This is a genomic window from Halosimplex salinum, from assembly GCF_003730195.1.
Taxonomy (GTDB): Archaea; Halobacteriota; Halobacteria; order Halobacteriales; family Haloarculaceae; genus Halosimplex; species Halosimplex salinum.
The window spans coordinates 892741-913067 of the sequence record NZ_QWGG01000001.1 but is presented as its reverse complement, the minus strand read 5'-3'; the positions used below and the strand labels follow the sequence as shown (position 1 = coordinate 913067).

Annotated in this window: 11 protein-coding genes; 8 read left to right on the top strand and 3 right to left on the bottom strand. The window is 67.6% G+C overall.

Features of this window, described 5'->3' with window-relative positions; translation table 11 throughout:
- Positions 1–35: 35 nt before the first annotated feature.
- Positions 36–809 carry an IclR family transcriptional regulator gene (locus tag D1409_RS04445; RefSeq protein ID WP_123534412.1) on the bottom strand — a complete coding sequence of 258 codons (774 nt, stop codon included), beginning with the start codon at positions 807–809 and terminating at the stop codon, positions 36–38.
- 348 nt (positions 810–1157) lie between these two features.
- On the bottom strand, positions 1158–2228 hold the full coding sequence (locus D1409_RS04440; RefSeq protein ID WP_123534409.1) for a mannonate dehydratase: 1071 nt from the start codon (positions 2226–2228) through the stop codon (positions 1158–1160).
- Between the two features lie 193 nt (positions 2229–2421).
- On the opposite strand from D1409_RS04440, the gene D1409_RS04435 reads away from it, so the two are divergent.
- The 5 genes from D1409_RS04435 (at position 2422) to D1409_RS04415 (ending at position 10494) form a co-directional block, all read left to right on the top strand.
- Complete coding sequence (locus D1409_RS04435) at positions 2422–3219, top strand: hydroxypyruvate isomerase family protein (RefSeq protein WP_123534407.1); 798 nt, start codon at positions 2422–2424, stop codon at positions 3217–3219.
- A 1-nt stretch (position 3220) separates the two neighbouring features.
- A complete protein-coding gene (locus D1409_RS04430; protein ID WP_123534405.1) occupies positions 3221–5638 on the top strand; it encodes a glycoside hydrolase family 95 protein in 2418 nt (805 codons plus the stop codon).
- Positions 5639–5718: 80 nt separating this feature from the next.
- Positions 5719–7173: a family 4 glycosyl hydrolase gene (locus D1409_RS04425; RefSeq protein ID WP_123534403.1), complete on the top strand. Its 1455-nt coding sequence runs from the start codon at positions 5719–5721 to the stop codon at positions 7171–7173.
- A 243-nt stretch (positions 7174–7416) separates the two neighbouring features.
- Positions 7417–8619: a glycoside hydrolase family 11 protein gene (locus tag D1409_RS25655; RefSeq protein ID WP_123534401.1), complete on the top strand. Its 1203-nt coding sequence runs from the start codon at positions 7417–7419 to the stop codon at positions 8617–8619.
- A gap of 267 nt (positions 8620–8886) precedes the next feature.
- Positions 8887–10494: a glycoside hydrolase family 11 protein gene (locus D1409_RS04415; RefSeq protein ID WP_123534399.1), complete on the top strand. Its 1608-nt coding sequence runs from the start codon at positions 8887–8889 to the stop codon at positions 10492–10494.
- A 106-nt stretch (positions 10495–10600) separates the two neighbouring features.
- Here the strand turns inward: D1409_RS04415 and D1409_RS04410 are convergent, their stop codons facing one another.
- Positions 10601–12673 (bottom strand): alpha-glucuronidase family glycosyl hydrolase, encoded by a 2073-nt coding sequence (locus tag D1409_RS04410; RefSeq protein ID WP_123534397.1) that lies wholly within the window; start codon positions 12671–12673, stop codon positions 10601–10603.
- A 203-nt stretch (positions 12674–12876) separates the two neighbouring features.
- On the opposite strand from D1409_RS04410, the gene D1409_RS04405 reads away from it, so the two are divergent.
- From D1409_RS04405 to D1409_RS04395, 3 genes are all read left to right on the top strand, one after another.
- Positions 12877–15741: an endo-1,4-beta-xylanase gene (locus D1409_RS04405; RefSeq protein ID WP_123534395.1), complete on the top strand. Its 2865-nt coding sequence runs from the start codon at positions 12877–12879 to the stop codon at positions 15739–15741.
- 99 nt (positions 15742–15840) lie between these two features.
- Positions 15841–17946, top strand: a complete 2106-nt coding sequence (locus D1409_RS04400) for an endo-1,4-beta-xylanase (protein ID WP_123534393.1) — start codon at positions 15841–15843, stop codon at positions 17944–17946.
- Between the two features lie 131 nt (positions 17947–18077).
- On the top strand, positions 18078–20183 hold the full coding sequence (locus D1409_RS04395) for an endo-1,4-beta-xylanase (RefSeq protein WP_123534391.1): 2106 nt from the start codon (positions 18078–18080) through the stop codon (positions 20181–20183).
- The last annotated feature ends 144 nt before the right edge of the window (positions 20184–20327 follow it).

Sequence of the window (20327 nt, the reverse complement as noted above, 5' to 3'; positions counted from 1 at the left end):
GGGTCCGGCGATAACGAGTCGGTCGCGGTTCGGTCTCAGTCGTAGGCGTACTTCACTTCGACGACGTTGACGGTGTTTCGGAGTTCGGGGAGCAGTTCCTGCTGGATGCGGTCGTCGTCGAAGCGCTCTTTCGGGCCGGTGACGGAGACGGCGCCGACGACGGTGTCGTCGACGACGATGGGGCTGGCGAGCGAGCGGATCCCCTCGCGGCGCTCCTCGTCCTCGACGGCGTAGTTGCGGTCGCGGATGGTGGCCAGTTCCTCGTCCAGGCGGTCCCGGTCGGTAATCGTGTTCGGCCGGGCGCGTGGCAGGCCGTAGGTGTCGACGATCTGGTCGACGTAGCCGACGGGGAGGTGTGCGAGCATCGCCTTCCCGAGCGCCGTCCAGTGCATCTCGGTGTACTCGCCGATCGGGGCGTTGTCGTGGACGGCTTCCGTCCCTTCGGCCTGGTAGAGGATGACCCGCTGTCCGTTCTCCTCGACGCCGAGGTTGGCGACCTCGCCGGTCTCTTCGGCGAGGGCTTCGACCTCCGACTTCGTGGCGTTGTAGACGTTTTCCCGGTCCCGGACGGTCACGCCGTCGCGGAGGAACCGGTAGCTCAGTCTGTAGCCGTCCGCGTCCTGGACGACGTACCCGGCGGCTTCGAGCGTCTTGAGGTGGACGTGGGCGGTGCTCGTCGGGATGTCCAGCGCCGACGCCACGTCGGCGATACGGACCGTCCCTTCCGCTCGCACGACGCCGACCACGTCGAACGCCCGCCGGACCGACTTCACCTGTTTGTCGCTGTCGTCCTGCCGCGTGATGTCCATACCACAGTGTACGATTCCCCGATGATAAAATCTACTGATGTTGGAAATCCCGCCCCTGATTACGCCCCTACTGATGTAATCTTAGGCGCGCTCGATACCATGGTAATTTGTCACGCGCGCGTCCTCTTGGCGAGCTTTCACGGGCGCTGCACGCCTTCGTTTATAATGATTATTGGTAACTAGGGGTTTCCAACGATAGTGGATCCGTCGTGTGAAATCGTCACGTGGCAATCGAGAGAGGCGAAGCGAGCGGGCGGACTGGGCGTGGTATCCGCTCGTCGTGAGAAGGGATCGCGCGGGCTGGTCGGAGTCGCACGTCGAACGGGACGGTGAGAAACGGGAGAGCGTCTACCTGTGAGGGGCGGCCGCCGCTCGCTCCGACCGCATCGCCTTCAGCATGCCGCGGAGGTAGCCGATGGTGTAGGCTCGGCCGCGGTGTTCCCAGTCGGTGTCGCCCTCAAGATGGGGAGTGTGGTCCGGGATCATCATGCCGGAGAAGCCCACGTCGTCGAGGAGCGTCAGGAGCTGGTACTCGTCGTAGTTGCCCTCGTCGACGAAGTCCTCCGAGAACGTGGGGACCGTCCCGGACACGTCGCGGAAGTGGACGTAGACGATCTCGTCGCGCTCGCCGAAGTACCGGATCACTTCGTCGAGGGGTTCGCCCATCTCCGACCAGCAGCCGAGACAGAGGTCGAGGCCGTGGTAGTCGCTGTCGCGGTAGTCCATCGCCCGCTTGAAGTTCTCGAAGTTCCGGAACAGTTGCGGGACGCCGCCCAGGCGCTTCATCGGCGGGTCGCTCGGGTGGAGCGCGAGCGTAACGCCCGCCTCCTCCGCGACCGGCAGGACCTCGTCGAGGAAGTACTCGTAGTTCTCCCACAGTTCGGCTTCCGAGTACTCGCGGTCGTGCGTGAGTTCGTCGGCGTTCGACGCTTCTGCGTCGAAGACGGAGACTTCGGCGCCGCCGCGTGTCTCGCCCCACCCGGTCCGCCAGACGCCCGCGGGGGCCCAGTGGTAGCCGAAGATCGGGATGCCCGCCTCGCCCATGTTCCGGATCGTCCGCTTGAGTTTCGTCAGTTGCTCGTCTCGTTTCGGCCCGTTCAACATCACGTCCTCGTAGAAGGAGACGGGCACGTTCTCGATGGCGTTGAGTCGCATGCCCTCGGCCTCGACGCGTTCGCGGACCTCGCGGAGGTTCTCGACGGACCACTCGCCGTCGCCCTCCAGTGGGACCCGCTCGTCGTCGGGCATGTGTTCGTAGTCGGGGTCGTCGACCTGGTACATGTTCAGCAGGACGTCGTCCCCGCCGAGTTGCTTGATGTATCGCAGTCGCTCCGGCGCGGGATCCATGAACTGGCCCGCCCCGACCCGCATCGGCAGATCGTCCAGGGACGTACTCGTCTCGCTACCTTCCGTAGCCATACTCCCCCGTACCGGACTCACCGATATAAATGGTGCTCACCGCCCGTCGATTCGCGATCCGCTCGATCCGGACGCCGGGGCGTGGTTTGAAGACCCAGCCCCTGTTTCGTGGGGGTATGCAACGCACCGCATCGCCGCCGACGCACCGCGCGCTCGCCACGACCGCCACAGCGACCGTACCGGGGGTCGCCTGATGGTCGATTTCGCCGTCAACGCCGGCATCGTCGCCGACGACGGACAGTCCGTCGCCGAGGCTATCGAGACGGCCGCCGAGCTCGGCGTCGACGCCGTCGAGTTCTTCGACTGGGAGGGCGCGGACCTCGACGCGGTCCGGGCGGCCGCCGACGCCCACGACGTCGACGTGGCCGGCATCCTCGCGGCCGGCGCCGGGTCGAACATCGACGACCGCGACGCGCCCGCGGCGGTCAATCCCTACGACCGACAGACCGTCGTCGAGGACGTGGAACGCTCCATCGAGGGCGCCGAACGGGTCGGCGCCGACTGTCTCATTCTCACGGTCGGTCCCGACCAGGGCGGGTTCGCCCGCGACACGCAACGGCGCTCGCTCGAACGCGTCCTCGAACGGATCGCGCCGGCCGCCGAGGACGCGGGGGTCACCGTCGTCGTCGAACCCCTGAACACCGTCGTCGACCACCCCGGCTACTTCCTCGAATCCTCCCGCGAGGCGTTCGACATCGTCCGGTCGGTCGGGAGCCCGCGAGTGAAAGTCCTCTTCGACGCCTACCACCAGCAGGTCACGGAGGGCGACGTGATCCGCAACCTCACCGACAACGTCGACCAGGTGGGGCACGTCCACGTCGCGGACAACCCCGGTCGCTACGAGCCCGGGAGCGGCGAGATGGCCTACGGGAACGTCTTCGACGCGCTCGACGACGCGGGCTACGACGGCTACGTCGGCATGGAGTTCTTCGCGACCAGCGACGGGACGACGCTGGAGCAGGGTATCCGAAACACACTCGCGATGGACTGAGATGTCCGGGTCCGACCGCCACGACGACAGGCTGTGGTACGACGCGCCCGCCGACGAATGGGTCGAGGCGCTCCCGGTCGGCAACGGCCGCCTCGGCGGGATGGTTCACGGGCGCCCGGCCCGCGAGCGCGTGGCGCTCAACGACGACCGCCTGTGGGCCGGCGACTACGCCGACCGGACCCCGGAGGGCGGCTCCGACGACCTCGACGCCGTGCGCGAGTGCCTCTGGGACGGGGAGTTCGAGCGCGCCCAGCGCCTGTGTAACGAGTACTTCGTCAGTGAGCCGCACGGAGTGGCGCCCTACCAGCCGCTCGGCGACCTCCTGATCGACTGCCCGGGCCACGACGACCCCGCCGAGTACCGGCGGAGCCTCGACCTCCGCGACGGGCTCTCGCGGGTGGCGTACTCGGTCGACGGGACGCGCTTCGAGCGCGAGTGCTTCGCGAGCGCGCCGGACGGCGTGCTCGCGGTTCGGATCGAGGCAGGCGACTCGGGGACCGTCGACGCGCGGGTCCGGCTGGACCGCGAGCGGTCGGCCAGCGCGACGGTCGTCGACGACACGGTCGTTCTCCGCGGGCAGGTGATCGACGTGCCGGGCGACGACGAGTCGGTCGAACCCGGCGGCTGGGGCCCCAGATTCGAGGGGCGAGCGCGGGTCCGCGCGGAGGGCGGTACCGTCGCAGCCGCCGACGACGAAGGCGCGCCATCCCTCGGAGCGGGAGACGGCGAGGGTGACGGCGACGGTTCGAGTGCGGACGCGGACGAAGCCGACGGCATCGTCGTCGCGGACGCCGACGCGGTGACGGTCGTCGTCGCGGCGGGAGTCGCGCCGTCGGACGGCGACCCGACGGCCGACTGCCGCGAGACTCTCGCCGCGGTCGCCGGCGACGACTACGCCGCCCTCCGCGAGCGCCACGTCGCCGACCACCGCGAACGGATGGAACGGGTGGACCTCGATCTGGGCGAGCCGGTCGACGCCCCGACGGACGAACGCCTCGCACGAGTGCGTGACGGCGAACGGGACCCACACCTCGTTCAGCAGTACTTCCAGTACGGACGGTACCTCCTGCTGGGGTCCTCCCGACCGGGGGCGCTCCCGGCGAACCTCCAGGGGATCTGGAACGAGGAGTATCGTCCCCCGTGGGACTGCGACTACACCCTGGACGTCAACCTGGAGATGAACTACTGGCACGCCGAGGTGACCAACCTCGCCGAGTGTGCCGACCCGCTCGTGGAGTACGTCGGCGACCTCCGCGAGTCCGGCCGCGGGACGGCCCGCGAGCGCTACGGCTGCGAGGGATTCTGCGCTCACCTCCACAGCGACCGCTGGGGGACGAGCGCTCAGACCGCCGACGCCCACTGGGGACACTGGCCGATGGGCGGCGCCTGGCTCTGCCAGAACCTGTGGGAGCGATACGCGTTCTCCGGCGACCGCGCGGACCTCGAACGGATCTACCCGATCCTCCGCGAAGCGGCCGTCTTCCTGCTCGATTTCCTCGTCGAACACCCCGAAGAGGGGTGGCTCGTCACCGCGCCCTCGGCCTCGCCGGAGAACCAGTTCCGCACCGCCGACGGCCAAGAGGCGACCACCTGTGTCATGCCGACGATGGATATCCAGCTCACGCGGGACCTGTTCGGGCACTGCATCGAGGCCGCCGAGACCCTCGACCGGGACGCCGAGTTCGCCGCCGAACTGGCGGATGCGCTCGACCGGCTTCCGCCGATGGGCGTGCGCGAACACGGGGGGATCCGGGAGTGGATCCGTGACTACGAGGAGGTGAATCCGGGACATCGCCACGTCTCGCACCTCGTCGGATACTACCCGGCGGACGTGCTCCACGACGAAGTGGAACTCGCGCTCGACGAGGAGGAAATCGACGACGCGGTCCGCGCCACGCTGGAGCGCCGACTCGACAACGGCGGCGGGCACACGGGCTGGTCCTGCGCGTGGACGATAGCCCTGTTCGCGCGGCTCGGCGACGGCGAGCGGGTCGACGAGCACGTCCGGAAACTCCTCGCGGACTCGACGTACGACTCGCTGCTCGACTCCCACCCGCCCTTCCAGATCGACGGCAACTTCGGCGGCACCGCCGGGATCGCCGAGGCGCTCGTCCAGAGCCACGGCGGAGTGATCCGCCTCCTCCCCGCACTCCCCGAGGGGTGGGACGAGGGCTCCGTCTCCGGCCTCCGCGCCCGCGGCGGGTTCGAGGTGGACATCGCGTGGCGCGACGGATCGCTCGATGCGGCGACGATCCGAGCCGAGCGGGACGGGCGGTGTCGCGTCAGCGTCGAGGGGGACGGGATCGCCGCCGTCGAGCCGACCGAGGGGGGCGCCGTCGAGACGACCCGTGAAGGCGACGTGGTCGCGTTCGACGCCTCGGCGGACGAGTCCTACGCCGTCGTCCTCTCGGACCGGTAACCGCGAGATTGGGCGCCGTCGAGACGGACCGACTCGCCGGGACCCCAGCGCTTAACCCTCGGGATGCGTACCCACAGTCGATGGCAACCAACGCGACAACTGCCGAGCAGCCGATAGACCGGGACGACCTCGAGATCGCCTACATCGGCGGCGGGAGCCGCCAGTGGGCGCCGAACCTGATCCAGGACCTCGCCCTCTCGGAGTTCGACGGCCACGTACGGCTCTACGACACGAACCACGACGCCGCGGAGACCAACGCCGAGTTCGGCAACTGGGTCCAGGAGGTCGAGGACGCCACCGCCGAGTGGTCCTACGAAGCGGTCGAGTCCCTCGGCGACGCCCTCGCGGGCGCCGACGCCGTCATCCTCTCGACGCAGTACGACCCGCGCGAGACGTTCGTCCACGACCTCCGCATCCCCCGAGAGTACGGCATCTACGGGGCCGTCGGCGCCACTATCGGCCCGGGCGGCATCTTCCGTGCGATGCGCACCATCCCCGTCTTCCGACGCTTCGCCGCGGCGATCCGCGAACACTGCCCGGACGCCTGGGTGTTCAACTACACCAACCCGGTCCACTTCGTCACGCGAGCGCTCTACGACGAGTACCCCGACATCAACGCCCTCGGTCTCTGCCACGAGGTGCTGGGCACCCGCTGGCACCTCGCGATGCTCGCAGAGGAGGAACTCGGTATGGACGCCGAGCGCGCCGACGTCGAGGTGAACGTCAAGGGCGTCAACCACTTCACGTGGGTCGACGAGGCTCGCTGCAAGGGGGTCGACCTCTGGCCGCTGCTGGAGGAGCTGAAGGACGGCGAGCGCGCGAGCAAGCGCTACACCTACGACGACCTGAAGGACGACAGCGTGTTCAACGACAACTGGCAGGTCACGTGGGAGCTGTTCCGGCGCTTCGGCGTCCTCCCGGCCGCCGGCGACCGCCACCTCGTCGAGTACGCGACCTCCTTCATCGCCGACGAACAGGAGTCGCTGAACCACTGGGGCGTCCGCCGCACCGACGCGGACTACCGCGCGAAACACTGGTCGCCCGCCGAGTCCAAGCAGACCACGAACGTCGAAGCGTGGCTCCAGGGCGAACGCGAGTTCGAACTCGAGTCCTCCGGCGAGGAGTTCCTCGACATCCTCGAAGGCCTGACCGGTGACGGCCCGTACGTCACGAACGTCAACCTCCCCAACTCCGGCCAGATCTCCGACATCGAGCAGGGCCCGGTCGTCGAGACCAACGCCGTCGTCCGCGACAACCAGGTCAAGCCCGTCAACGCCGGCGGCTTCCCCCGGCCGGTCCGCAACATGGTTCAGGACCACGTCGACACTATCGAGACCGTCATCGAGGCCGCACGCACCGGCGACGTGGACTACGCCTTCCAGGGCTTCTCCGTCGACTCGCAGGTCCAGACGCTCACCCCCGACGAGTCACGCGACCTCTTCGGCGAACTGTTCGCCGCGGAACTGGAGTACCTCGACGACTGGAACGTCGACGACTCCGACGTGCTGGCGAAGACCGATACGTTCGACCTGTAACGCTCCGGGTCCGCGGACCCGGGGGTCCCCGTACCGATCCACGCGGGCAGTCGCCTCCTCTTCTCTCTAACCGTTCGAGACACCGGTTCGGTCCCGGCTCTGCTCCGCCCGAGCGCGGATATGTATCTCGAAAACGTAGTTCTCAATAACATGTTTTTGGGTTGTATTCTATTTTAACCTTGGTTATAATTGCTAATTTTTATACATGCACGTCGAGTGGGGGGTAGACGCGGTAGTGTGAGAATGGTACGCAATACCAGCGATAACGGCAGTGATGGATCGGAGTCTGACAGCATCGGACGCCGCGACTACATGAAAGCGGTGGGCGCGGCTGCGGCGACGGGCATCGGCGTGGGGGCGATGGCGTCCCCGGCCGCCGCGGCACGGGACGTCACCTCGAACGAGACCGGCACCCACAACGGGTGGTGGTACTCGTTCTGGACCGACTCCGAGGGGACGGTCACCATGACCCTGGAGTCAGACGGTAACTACAGCGTCGACTGGTCGAACACGGGCAACTTCGTCTGCGGCAAGGGCTGGGAGACCGGTTCGCGTCGGAACGTGGACTACTCGGCGTCCTCGTTCAACCCGGGCAGCAACGGCTACCTGTGCCTGTACGGGTGGACGACCGATCCGCTCGTCGAGTACTACATCATCGAGGACCACGGCAGCTACCGACCCGAGCACGAGTACAGGGGGACCGTCAACACCGACGGCGGGACGTACGACATCTACGAGTCCCTGCGGGAGAACGCCCCGTCCATCGAGGGGACGGCGACGTTCCCGCAGTACTGGAGCGTCCGCCAGAACACGCGCACGAGCGGCACCATCACGACGGGGAACCACTTCGACGCGTGGGCGAGCAACGGGATGGACATGGGCAACCACGACTACCAGATCCTGGCCACCGAGGGCTACGAGAGCAGCGGGAGCTCCAGCGTCACAGTCGGTAGCTCCGGCGGCGGCGGTGGCGGTGGTGGCGACGACGGCAGCGACGACAGCGGCTCCTCGGGGTCCGTCGCCAGCGGCACCTACAGCATCCAGAACGTCAACAGCGGCAAGGGGCTGGACGTGACCGGCGAGTCCACCGACGACGGTGCGAACGTCCAGCAGTACTCCTACTGGGGCGGCTCGAACCAGCAGTGGAACGTCACCGACACCGGGAACGGCGTCTACAAGATCGAGAACGTCAACAGCGGGAAGGTGCTCGACGTGTCCGGCGCCTCGACGAGCGACGGCGCCAACGTCCAGCAGTACACCGACTACGGCAACGACAACCAGCGGTTCGCACTCCACGACCAGGGCGGCGGACAGTACCACATCCAGCCCGTCCACAGCGACATGGCCGTCGAGGTCGAGGGCTCCTCGGGCAGTGACGGCGCCAACGTCCAGCAGTACAGCTGGTCCGGCAACAGCAACCAGCTCTGGACCTTCGAATCGGTCTGAGCGTCGGTCGAGCGTCTCCCACGCGGGAGCGACTCCGTAGTTCGCGACCGAGCTGAACGGTCTGCCCGGCTTTTCGGTCAGACCACGGCTCGCTGCTCCGTCGCTCGTCACCCCACAGCGGCGAGCCCCGACTGACTGCCTCGCTGATCCGCGTCGACACTGCGGGTTTGATGTAATCTATGTTGAAATAATTATATAAACTGTAATCAAAACTGCAAATGTTTATACCCACTTCCTGCGAGGTACGAATGCGGGGGATGTACTAGCATGCCAAGAGATAGCGACATCGACGGCGAGGAATCGTTCGACGAACGGCGAGGCGGACTCGGCCGACGCGAGTACATGAAAGCGGTGGGAGCTGCGACGGCAACGGGACTCGGCCTCGGCGCCGCGGCGAGCCCGGTCGCCGCCCACGGCGAGACGATCACGTCGAACCAGACAGGCACCCACGACGGGTACTTCTACTCGTTCTGGACCGACGAGGAGGGGTCGGTGGAGATGACGCTGGGGGAAGCCGGCGAGTACAGCATGGAGTGGAACAACACGAACAGCATGGTCTGTGGCCTGGGCTGGGAGACCGGGTCGCGCCGGAACGTCGAGTACACGGCGTCCACGTTCGACCCGGGCAGCAACGGCTACCTCGCTCTCTACGGGTGGACGACCGATCCGCTCGTCGAGTACTACATCGTCGAGGACCACGGCCCCTACCAACCAGGAGACGAGTTCCAGGGCACAGTCGATTCCGACGGCGGGACGTACGACATCTACACGTCCCTGCGGGAGGACGCGCCGTCCATCGAGGGCACGGCGACCTTCGAACAGTACTGGAGCATCCGGCAGAACGGGCGGACGAGCGGGACCATCACGACGGGGAACCACTTCGACGCCTGGGAGAGCAACGGCATGGACATGGGCAGCCACGACTACCAGATCATGGCCACCGAGGCCTACCAGTCCACCGGGAGCTCCGACGTCACCATCGGGAGTTCCGGCGGTGGAGACGACGGCGGTGGAGGCGGTGGCGGCGATGACGGTGGCGATGGCGGTGGTGGAAGCGGAAGCCAGCAGCCCTACAACGGCACGCCCCACGCGGTCCCCGGCCAGATCCCGGCCGAGGAGTACGACGAGGGCGGCTCCGGTGTCGCCTACAGCGACAACACGTCCGAGAACGAGGGCGGTGCGATGCGCACCGACGAGGCGGTCGACATCTCCTCGAACAGCGGCGGTACCGGCTACAGCATCGGTTACATCGAGTCCGGCGAATGGGTGGAGTACACCGTCGACGTCGAACAGTCGGGCGACTACACGCTCGACGCGCTGGTCGCCTCCGACTCGGGCGGCGGATCCTTCCACCTCGAGGTCGACGGACAGGACGTCAGCGGGACCGTGGACTTCGGCGCCACCGGGGGCTGGGACTCCTGGGAGACGGTGTCGACCTCTGGTGTCTCGCTCGACGCCGGCCAGCAGGTGATCCGCGTCTCGATGGACGAGAGCTGGTGGGACCTCAACTACCTCGAGTTCTCGCTGGACGGATCCGGTAACGACGGCAGCGACGGCAGCGATGGTAGTGACGGCAGTGATGGAAGCGACGGCAGCGACGGTAGCGACGGTTCGAGTGGCGATCTGGTCGCGGAGATCGACCCGGACACGACCTCGACGTCGGTCGGCGAGCGGGTCGCCTTCCGCGTCACCGATACGACCGATGACGGCAACTGGATCGAATCGCTCTCGTGGACTCTCGGCAACGGCGAGACCGGCCAGGGCTGGTACGTTGACACCACCTACGACTCGGCCGGCTCGTACACGGTCGAACTCGACGCGACCGACAACGAAGGGACCACGACGACCGACACGGTGACCGTCGACGTCTCCTGATCGGGGCCTCTCGTCCCCGGCTCGTCCTCCACACACCCGTTTCGAATTTTTCGCGTCGCCCGAGGCCGGAGACGGCGACCGTCGCCCGAGTGGAGAGCGGGGGCGCTCAGTCGTCGGCGGGGACTCGGCCCTGCTCGTCGGGGATCTCCGAGTGGTCGTAGAAGAACTCGCACAGTCGGTCACGCCACACGCGTGCGTGTTCGACCTGTTCGTCGAACCGCTCGGCGACGTGGCGGTAGCGCTCCGCGTCGACCTCGCCCTCGAGCGTTCGCCACTCGTCGCGGAGGCGCTGGGTCTCCTCGACGCCGGCGAAGCAGTTGTCGTACAGCGTCTGGATGACGGTGCGACCGTCATCGAGTTCGTAGTCCCACGGGAGGTGGTGGAAGAACAGGAGCAGTTCCTTCGGGCAGGACTCAGGGTCGTCGTACATTTCGGCGAGCGCGTCGGGGTACTGCTGGGCGTAGCCGTTCCCCTTCGAGTTGCGGTCCTTGCCGATGCCGTCCGCGGTCGCGCCGGTGTAGCCCGGCCACTCCTCGGGCCCGGGGTCGTAGTGATTTTCGAGGTAGGCGCTCCCGTTGTACATCATGTGCATCAGGCCGATGCCGCCCGTCGAGTAGTCGATGACCGCCGGCCAGGTGTCGTGCATGATCCCGGTGACCGTCTCGACCACGCTCCGCTCGTGCCCGAACGTCTGGCGCACCCACTCGTCGGTGATCTCCTCGGTTTCGAGGTCGGGATCCCACGCGAGTCGGCCGTACCCGTAGAGGTTCGCTTGCGCGAGGTAGTGACCGGTCCAGCTCCGGTCCTCGCCGGGCCCGCCGACGCCGGCCATCCCGGTCCCCTCGTCGGTGAAGAGATCCTTCACTTTCCTGCCGTGGCCCTCGGGGTCGGTGTCGAACTCGAGGACCTCTTTCCACATCGGGACGTGGTAGCAGGCGTGGACGTGCTGGCCGGTGTACTCGCCGGTGATCTGGAGTTCGAGTCCGAGATCGGTGTCCGGCATCTGTCCGAACACCGGCGAGACGGGCTCGCGGGGCTGGAAGTCGATGGGGCCGTTCTTCACCTGGACGGTGACGTTGTCGTGGAACTCGCCGTCGAGCGGTTCGAAGGTGTCGTACTGCTGGACGGCGCGGTCCTTGTGCGACCCGTAGACGAACGCGCGCCACCAGACGCGACCGCCGTGGGGTTCGAGCGCACGCGCGAGGACGTTCGCGCCGTCGACGTGGTCGGCGTCGTAGTTGTACGGCCCCGGCTGGCCCTCGGAGTCGGCCTTGACGAGGAACCCGCCGAAATCGGGGATCAGGTCGTACACCTCGTCCGCTTTCTCGGCCCACCACTGCTCGACGTCCGGGTCGTTCGGGTCCGAGGTGTCGAGGTCGCCGACCTTCTCCGGGGCGCCGAAGTTGATCGAGAGGTACGTCTGGATCCCGTAGCGCCGGAACACTGAGGCGAGTCCGGTGAGTTTCTCCAGATAGCGAGATTCGAGGAGCCGCCAGCCTGCCAGTTCCTCCATGGCCTCGCTGGCGCTGTCGCGGCCGGGGATCTGGGTGTTGACGTTGTTCAGGACGATGCCGTTGATCCCGACGGAGGCCAGCAGGCGGGCGTAGTCGCGGTAGCGCTCGCGCAGGTCCGGCAGCCGTTCGAAGTCGAAGATGGACTGCCCGGCGTAGCCCCGCTCCACCGACCCGCGGAACGGGTTGTCCCAGTGGTTGATAAGGCGGTCGGGCGAGGCGGGTTCCTCGACGAGGTGGACGTCCTCGATCGGTTGGCGAGTCGCGAGCAGGCGCAGGAGATGGAAGGTTCCGTAGACGAGGCCGCTGTCGGACGACGCGGAGACGACGAGCGTATCGCTCCCCTCCCACTCGCCCGTGGTGATCACGTAGCCGTCCTCGGCGAGGTCGGCGACGCGGTCCTCGTCGACGGCCTGTGCCACCACGTCCATGTCGGAGGGCGTGCCGATGGCGAGGAATCCGTCGGTCGTACGGGGTGGGTGTTGCCACAGATGGGGGTCCCGACCGAGCAGGCCGCCGAGGCCGCGGCGCAGTTCCTCGCGGACCGCGCCGAGTTCGCGCGACTCCTCGGAGACGTAGGCGTGAGAACACAGTCGGCGGTACGAGGCCCGGAGGTCCTCGTCGGTGACCTCCTCGTACCGGAGCCAGCAGTCGTCGTACGTTGGCATACGTGACCCGCTTTCTCGGCACCCACCAAAACGCTGGCGGAGGGGGCGAACGCGGGCAGAGCCGTCCACAGGAGCGCCGCTGCGGTCGGCACGGGAGGTGACGCGCCCCGCGGGGTCGAACCGCGAGACCGCATCGCGACGGCGTGTCGAACTGCGCTCTCGAAGGAAATCCTTTTGACGTGTCTTTCCTACCGGACAATCACATGTCATCCGAAGACCGGTTCGACCAGCGCGACGACTCGGACGAGCGGTTCTCGCTGTCCCGCCGCCCGTTCATGAGCGGGCTCGCCGGGCTCGGCGCGGCGGGCGTCGCCGGCATCGCCGGCGCACAGGAGGACGGGTACTACGGGACGCTCGTCTCCGATCTCACCGAGATGGGACTGCCCGAGCCGTCGTTCGTCTACGCGGACAACGAGAGCGACACCTGGGACGCGTACCAGTTCGGCGGCACCGAGGAGTTCGCGAACGTCTCCGGGCTGGACGTCGAGGACCGGCCGTTCGGTCACGCCTCCCGCGTCGAGATTCCCGAGGAGACCGACAACGACTACGACGTCAATCTCCGGGCCGACGTGAGCGACTCGGCCGCCGCCGAGGGCGACGTCCTGCTGGGCGTCGCCTATCTGCGCGCACCGGAGGGCGAGGCGGAGGTCAACTACCACGCCCGCTACGCCGCCGAGTACTCCAACGAGGTCGCCAGCGACAGCCAGCCGACGTTCGGCTCGGAGTGGGAGCGGTACTACTTCCCTATCGAGTACGGCACCGGCGCCGATGCCGGCGACTGGTGGACCGAGTTCTGGCTCGCCTACGGCACCCAGACCGTCGACGTCGGCGGGCTCGCGCTCCTGGACTACTCCGACACCGACGTCGCCGTCGGAGACCTGCCGTCCGGAGCTGCCAGTCAGGCCGAGGCCGGCGGCGGCGACGACTCCGGCGGGAGCAACGAGGGTCCCGACGCGTGGCCCGAGGTCGAGGACGCCTACTACTCGTCGCTGATCGACGAACTCGACGGCATGGACCTGGGCCCTGGTGAGTTCGTCTACGCCGACAACCCGGCCGACACGCTGTCGACGTACACCCTCGGCGGGACGACGGAGGCCGCCGAGCGGTCGTCGCTAGACGTCTCCGACGCCGACGTCCCCTTCGACGAGGCCGCGCGGCTGGACGTCACCGAGGAAGTCGAGAACAACTACAGCGTCAACTTCCTCGGGACCGTCGCCGACCGCGCCGTCCAGTCCGGCGACGTGTTGCTCGGCGTCGCCTACCTGCGCACGCCCGACGAGGAGAGCGCACAGGTCACCTACAAGGCCAGCGAGACGGACAACGTCGCCCAGAACTACGTGACGAAGGGCGCCCCGTCGGTCGGCAGCGAGTGGGAGCGATACTACTTCCCCGTCGAGTTCGGCGTCGACGGCGAACCCGGCGACTGGTGGACCGAGATCTGGCTCGGCGCGAAGGTCCAGACCGTCGACGTCGGCGGCCTCGCGCTGATCGACTTCGGCGGGAACGACGACGTCGGCGACCTCCCCGTCTGGGAGGAGTCGCCCGCCGACGACTGGGAGGAGCAGGCCGACCAGCGCATCGAGGAGAACCGCACCTCGGAGCTGACCGTTTCGGCCGTCGACGAGAGCGGCGACCCGATCGAGGGCGCCGACGTCTCCGTCTCGATGGTCGAACACGAGTTCCGCTTCGGGACGATGGTCAACGCGCCCCATCTCGTCGAGAACACGGAGGAGGGCGACCCCTACCGGGAGCACCGCAAGGAGCTGTTCAACACCGGCGTCCTCGAGAACTACCACAAGTGGGCCTTCTGGGAGAGGGGGCAGGACTCCGCCGACGCGGCCGTCGACTGGATGGAGGACCAGGACTGGTACGTCCGCGGTCACGTCGCGCTGTGGGCCAGTATCGATTCGGCCGCCGTGCCCGACGACGTCGTCGACGCGATGGGCTGGGACGACGACGCCGGCGAGGTCGTCCCCAGCGAGGCCGATTCGGAGTACGTCCGCACTGAGACGACCGCGCACGTCGAGGACATCATCGGCTACTACGGCGACCGCATCGACGAGTGGGAGGTCATCAACGAACTCACGCACGTCCCCGGATTCGTCCGGGCGATCCACGGTGACGACGTGAACCCCGTCGAAGCGCCGGTCCTCGACGAGTGGTTCGGAACGGCCCGCGAGGCGGGCCCCGACGGTCAGCCGCTGGGCATCAACGACTACAACACGCTCGTCGGCCCCTACAGCGGCACCCGGGACCAGTACGAGACCCAGATCCAGTACGTCCGGGACACCGACGCCGGGCTGGACTTCGCCGGCGTGCAGAGCCACTTCAGCCAGAGCTCCGCGTTGCTCCCGAGCGAGGTGATGCAGGGGCTCGACCGCTACGCCGACGACGACGTGCGCCTCCGGATCACGGAGTTCGACATGTCCGACGACACGTGGCCGGAGGCGGACAAGGCCGACTTCTTCTACCAGTTCCTCAAGACGGTCTACAGTCACCCGGCCGTCGACCAGTTCCTCGTCTGGGGCATCAACGACGAACTCCACTGGCGCGACGACGCCGTCTTCTTCTCGGCCGGTTGGGAGGAGAAACCCGCCCTCGACAGGTACCGCGACCTCGTCTTCGACCAGTGGTGGACCGAGGAGAGCGGGACCACCGGCGCCGACGGCCAGTTCGCCGCGACCGGTCACCACGGCGAGTACGAGGTCACCGTCTCGACCGACGACGCGGAGACGACGGCGACGGCGACCCTCTCGGCGGGCGGGGACAGCGTCGAGGTGCAGGTCGGCGGCGACGGCGGGAGCGCCACCGCCACCGACACCGACGACGGGACGAACGGGACCGACACCGCGACAGATTCCGGGACGGACGGCACCGACACCGCGACAGACGCCGGGATGGGTGGCACCGGGACCGCGACCGACGACGGCGCGGGCGGCGCCGGGACGGACGCCGACACAACGTCCGGCGACGGGCCGGGACTGGGCGTCCTCACCGCACTGACGGGTCTCGCCGGCGCCGGTGCGCTCTCGCGGTTCCGCGGCGACGGAGACGACTCCGAGGCCTGACTGGAGCCCACCGGTTCCCGGCGGTAGCGCACCGTCACGCGGGACCGGTCGGGATCTAAACGTTTTTTATATATGATCGATCTCTGTACAGGTACTTCGATGTCAGACGACGCGAACTACGGTGGTGACGACGGTGACGGGGTCTCGTTCGGTCGGCGGTCGCTTCTGGGAACGCTCGCGGCGGCGGGGCTCGCGGGCTGTCCAGGGGACAGCGGGGACTCGAACACGGACGCGCCGGACGGTGGCGACGGCGACGACGGCGGCGGTCCGCCAGCGACACCGTCGGGAACTCCGGTCTCTGTCCCCACGGGCTGGCCGGAGACGCGCGACCCCTACTACGGAGGGCTCGCGAGGACCCTCGGTGGGGAACTGGGACTGCCCGCCGGGGAGTTCGTCTACGCGAACTACGAAGCGGGTACGATGGCCGCCTTCAGCGCCGGCGCAGCGGCGGCCGAGACCTCGGAGATCGACGTGGACGAGAGCCAGCCGTTCTCCTCGGCCGTTCGGGTGACCGTCACCGAGGAGACGGAGAACGTGTGGGACGTGACGATGATAGGCACCGCCACGAGGTCCGAGGTGAACTCCGGCGACGTGCTCCTGGGCGTCGTCTACCTGCGAGGTCCCGAGGAGAGCGAGAACGAGCCGACGGTACAGTTCGTCTCGAAGGATCAGGACAACCTCGATACGAACATGGTTCGCTCGACGCCGGAGGTCCAGCCCTCCGCCGAGTGGACCCGCTACTACGTCCCGATCCAGTTCGACTACGACGCGAACGCCGGAACGTGGCGCCTGGAACTGTTCCTCGGATACGGCCCGCAGACGGTCGACATCGGCGGCATCGCGCTGATCGACTTTGGGCAGGGCGTGTCCGTCGACGAGCTTCCCAGCGGCCCGGCCAGCGAGATCGGCGGCGATGGTGGGACCGACGACGGCGACTGGGAGGCCGCGGCCGACGAGCGCATCGCGGACCACCGGACGAGCGAGTTGACCGTCGACGTGACCGACGCCGACGGGAACGCCGTCGACGCGGCGGACGTCGAGGTCGCGATGCGGGAACACGAGTTCGGCTTCGGAACCGCCGTCAGCGCGAACCACCTGCTCGCGGAGACCGAACCGGGCGACCCCTACCGCGAGAACGTCAAGGACCTGTTCAACCTCGCCGTCCTCGGAAATCACCACAAGTGGCGCTTCTGGGAGGAGAACCGCGACCTCTCGGACGGGGCGACCGAGTGGCTCCTCGACCAGGGCCTCGACGTGCGCGGGCACGTCTGTCTCTGGGCCAGCGTCTCCGCGTGGGCCGTCCCGCCGGACGTGGTCAGCGCAATGGGCGTGGAGTGGGAGGACAACGGCGTCACCGACCCCGAACTCGACCCGGAGTACGTGCGCGAGCGGACGCTGGAGCACGTCTCGGACATCATCGAGTACTACGGCGACGACATCGTCGAGTGGGAGGTCGTCAACGAAGTCATCCACGAACCCGGCCTCGTCAAAGCGGTCAACGGCGTCGCCGGGACCGAGGACTCCACGCTCGAGGACCCCGACCCCGTCGAAGCGCCGATCCTCCGGGAGTGGTTCTCCGAAGCCCGTGGGGCCGCGCCCGAGGGGATGCCGCTCGGGATCAACGATTACAACACGCTTACCGGGCCGTACGTGAGCACTCGCGACCAGTACGAGCGCCAGATCCGGTACCTGGACGACTCCGACTCGGGCCTCGACTTCGTCGGACTCCAGTGTCACTTCGATCAGGGGTCGTCGCTGACGCCCGAGCAGGTGCTGGAGGGGCTCGACCGCTACGCCGAGAACGACGTGTCGCTCCGGATCACCGAGTTCGACATGAGCGACGACGGGTGGCCCGAGGAGGACAAGGCGACCTTCTTCCGACAGTTCCTGAAGGCGACGTTCAGCCACCCGGCCGTCGAGCAGTTCCTGGTCTGGGGCATCTACAGCCCGATCCACTGGCGGGACGACGCCGCCTTCTTCGCGGAGGGCTGGGAGGAGAAGCCCGCTCTCGACGAGTACCGGGACCTCGTCTTCGACGAGTGGTGGACCGAGGAGTCCGGGACGACCGACGCCGATGGCAGGTTCACCACGACCGGGTTCAAAGGGGAGTACGAGGTCACCGCCGTCGTCGACGGCGAGGACGTCACCGAGACCGTCACGCTCGGCGACGACTCGACCACCGTCGAACTCTCGCCGGACGCCTGATCGGTCCGCACTGCCGGTCGCGTCTGCCGCCGTTCGTCCTCTAATCACACGATCGTTCCGTAAGATTACTGAGGTTCTGGCGGAGAAACGAACGTTTATATTCAGTTACTTGCCTCTTTTTTACCAGATCAATGCAAAACGGTGACGGCACACCCGAAGACGACGAGGGTGCGAAGAACGGGACGCTCGGCAGGCGTTCGCTGCTGACTACGCTCGCCGCGGCGGGCCTCGCTGGCTGTCAGGGGATGCTCGGCGACGAGGGCGAACCGACGGCGATGGAGACCGCGACGGACGAGCCGACGCCCACGCCGACTCCCCATCCGAACGGGACGCCGGCGTCGGTGCCCGCCGGCTGGCCCGACGTCAGGGACGACTACTACGGTTCGCTGGCGACGACGCTCGGGCGGGAGATGGGGCTGCCCGGCGGCGAGTTCGTCTACGGAGATACCGAGGCCGAGGCGCTGTCGGCGTATCGCGTCCAGTCGGACGCGGGGACGGCGGAACCGCTCGACGTGAGCGGCGACGACGTGCCGTTCTCCGCCGCCGCTCGCGTCGAGGTCACGGAGGAGACCGAGAACGCGTGGAACGTGACGATGAAGGCGACCGTCCAGGACCGCGACGTCTCGGAGGGAGACCTGCTCCTGGGCGTGTTGTATCTGCGCGGACCGGAAGAGAGCGAGAACCAGCCGACGCTCCGGTACGTCTCGAAAGACGAGGCGAACGAGTCCACGAACATGGTCCGCGGGGTCGAGGACATGCAGCCGGTGGACGAGTGGATCCGCTACTACGTCCCGATCCAGTTCGACTACGACTCCGAGGCGGGCGCGTGGTGGACGGAGTTCTTCCTCGGATTCGGCCCGCAGACGATCGACGTCGGCGGACTGGCGCTGATCGACTTCGACAAGAACGTCTCGCTGAGCAACCTGCCGAGCGGGCCGGCGACCGAACCGACGAGCGACGACGACGGCGACTGGGAGGCCGCGGCCGACGAGCGCATCGCGGACCACCGGACGAGCGAGCTGACCGTCGAGGTGACCGACGCGGAGGGGAGCCCGGTCGTGGCCACCGACGTCGAGGTCGCGATGCAGGAACACGAGTTCGGCTTCGGGACGGGCGTCGACGCGAAGCACCTCCTCGAGGAGACCGAGCAGGGCGACCCGTACCGCGAGAACGTCAAGGACCTGTTCAACACGGCGACGCTGACGAACCACCACAAGTGGCGCTTCTGGCAGGACGAGGAGTTCATCTCGGACGGGGCGACCGAGTGGCTCCGCGGCCGGGGGATAGACGTGCGCGGCCACGCCGCCCTGTGGGCCGACGTCTCCGGGTGGGCCGTCCCCGAAGACGTGGTCCGGGCCATGGGCCGGACGTGGGAGGACGCCGGCGTCACCGACCCAGACCTCGACCCCGAGTACGTGCGCGAACAGACGATGGCGCACGTCGAAACGGTCATCGAGGACTACGGCGACGACCTGATCGAGTGGGAGGTCCTCAACGAGGTCATCCACCAGCCCGGCTTCGTCAAGGCCGTCAACGGCATCGCCGCGACCGACGACACCACGATGGAGGATCCCGACCCAGTCGAAGCGCCGATCCTTCGAGAGTGGTTCTCCGCGGCTCGCGAGGCCGCTCCCGACGGGATGCCGCTCGGGATCAACGACTACAACGTCTTCGTCGGCCCCTACGAGAGCGAACGGAGCCGGTACGAGCGCCAGATCCAGTACCTGAACGATGGCGACGCCGGCCTCGACTTCGTCGGGCTCCAGTGTCACTTCAGCCAGAGCGAGACCCTCACCCCAGAGGAGATCATGAGCGGACTCGACCGCTACGCGCAGTACGACGTCGACCTCCGGATCACGGAGTTCGACATGGCCGACGAGGGGTGGAACGAGGAGAACAAGGGGACGTTCTTCCACCGGTTCCTCAAGACCGTCTTCAGCCACCCGGCGGTCGAGGAGTTCCTCGTCTGGGGCATCTACTCCCCCACCCACTGGCAGGGCGACGCGCCCTTCTTCACCGAGGGCTGGGGCGAGAAAGCGCCGCTGGAGGCGTATCGCGACCTGGTGTTCGACGAGTGGTGGACCGAGAAGACCGGGGCCACCGACACCAACGGCGCCTACAGCACGACCGGGTTCAAGGGAGAGTACGAGGTCACCGCCGTCGTCGACGGGCAGGAGGTCACCGAGACCGTCACGCTCGGCGACGACCCGGCCACCGTGGAACTCAGCCCCGAGTAAACCGCGCCTGAGACGCGGTGGCGCCAATTCGGCGGAACGCGGGCCGCCCTCACGCCGACGCGCCCCCGTTCGGTCGCGCTCCGACGCCGAATCACGACCGTATCGGCAACCGTTTCCGGCTATCCTGACAGTGATCGGGACTCT

Excerpts from the sequence above, each read along its gene's own strand:
- D1409_RS04435 (WP_123534407.1), top strand. The coding sequence starts at position 2,422 with ATGGTCGATTTCGCCGTCAACGCCGGCATCGTCGCCGACGACGGACAG.
- D1409_RS04410 (WP_123534397.1), bottom strand. The coding sequence starts at position 12,673 with ATGCCAACGTACGACGACTGCTGGCTCCGGTACGAGGAGGTCACCGAC.
- D1409_RS04430 (WP_123534405.1), top strand. The coding sequence starts at position 3,221 with ATGTCCGGGTCCGACCGCCACGACGACAGGCTGTGGTACGACGCGCCC.
- D1409_RS04405 (WP_123534395.1), top strand. The coding sequence starts at position 12,877 with ATGTCATCCGAAGACCGGTTCGACCAGCGCGACGACTCGGACGAGCGG.
- D1409_RS25655 (WP_123534401.1), top strand. The coding sequence starts at position 7,417 with ATGGTACGCAATACCAGCGATAACGGCAGTGATGGATCGGAGTCTGAC.
- D1409_RS04425 (WP_123534403.1), top strand. The coding sequence starts at position 5,719 with ATGGCAACCAACGCGACAACTGCCGAGCAGCCGATAGACCGGGACGAC.
- D1409_RS04440 (WP_123534409.1), bottom strand. The coding sequence starts at position 2,228 with ATGGCTACGGAAGGTAGCGAGACGAGTACGTCCCTGGACGATCTGCCG.
- D1409_RS04445 (WP_123534412.1), bottom strand. The coding sequence starts at position 809 with ATGGACATCACGCGGCAGGACGACAGCGACAAACAGGTGAAGTCGGTC.
- D1409_RS04415 (WP_123534399.1), top strand. The coding sequence starts at position 8,887 with ATGCCAAGAGATAGCGACATCGACGGCGAGGAATCGTTCGACGAACGG.
- D1409_RS04400 (WP_123534393.1), top strand. The coding sequence starts at position 15,841 with ATGTCAGACGACGCGAACTACGGTGGTGACGACGGTGACGGGGTCTCG.
- D1409_RS04395 (WP_123534391.1), top strand. The coding sequence starts at position 18,078 with ATGCAAAACGGTGACGGCACACCCGAAGACGACGAGGGTGCGAAGAAC.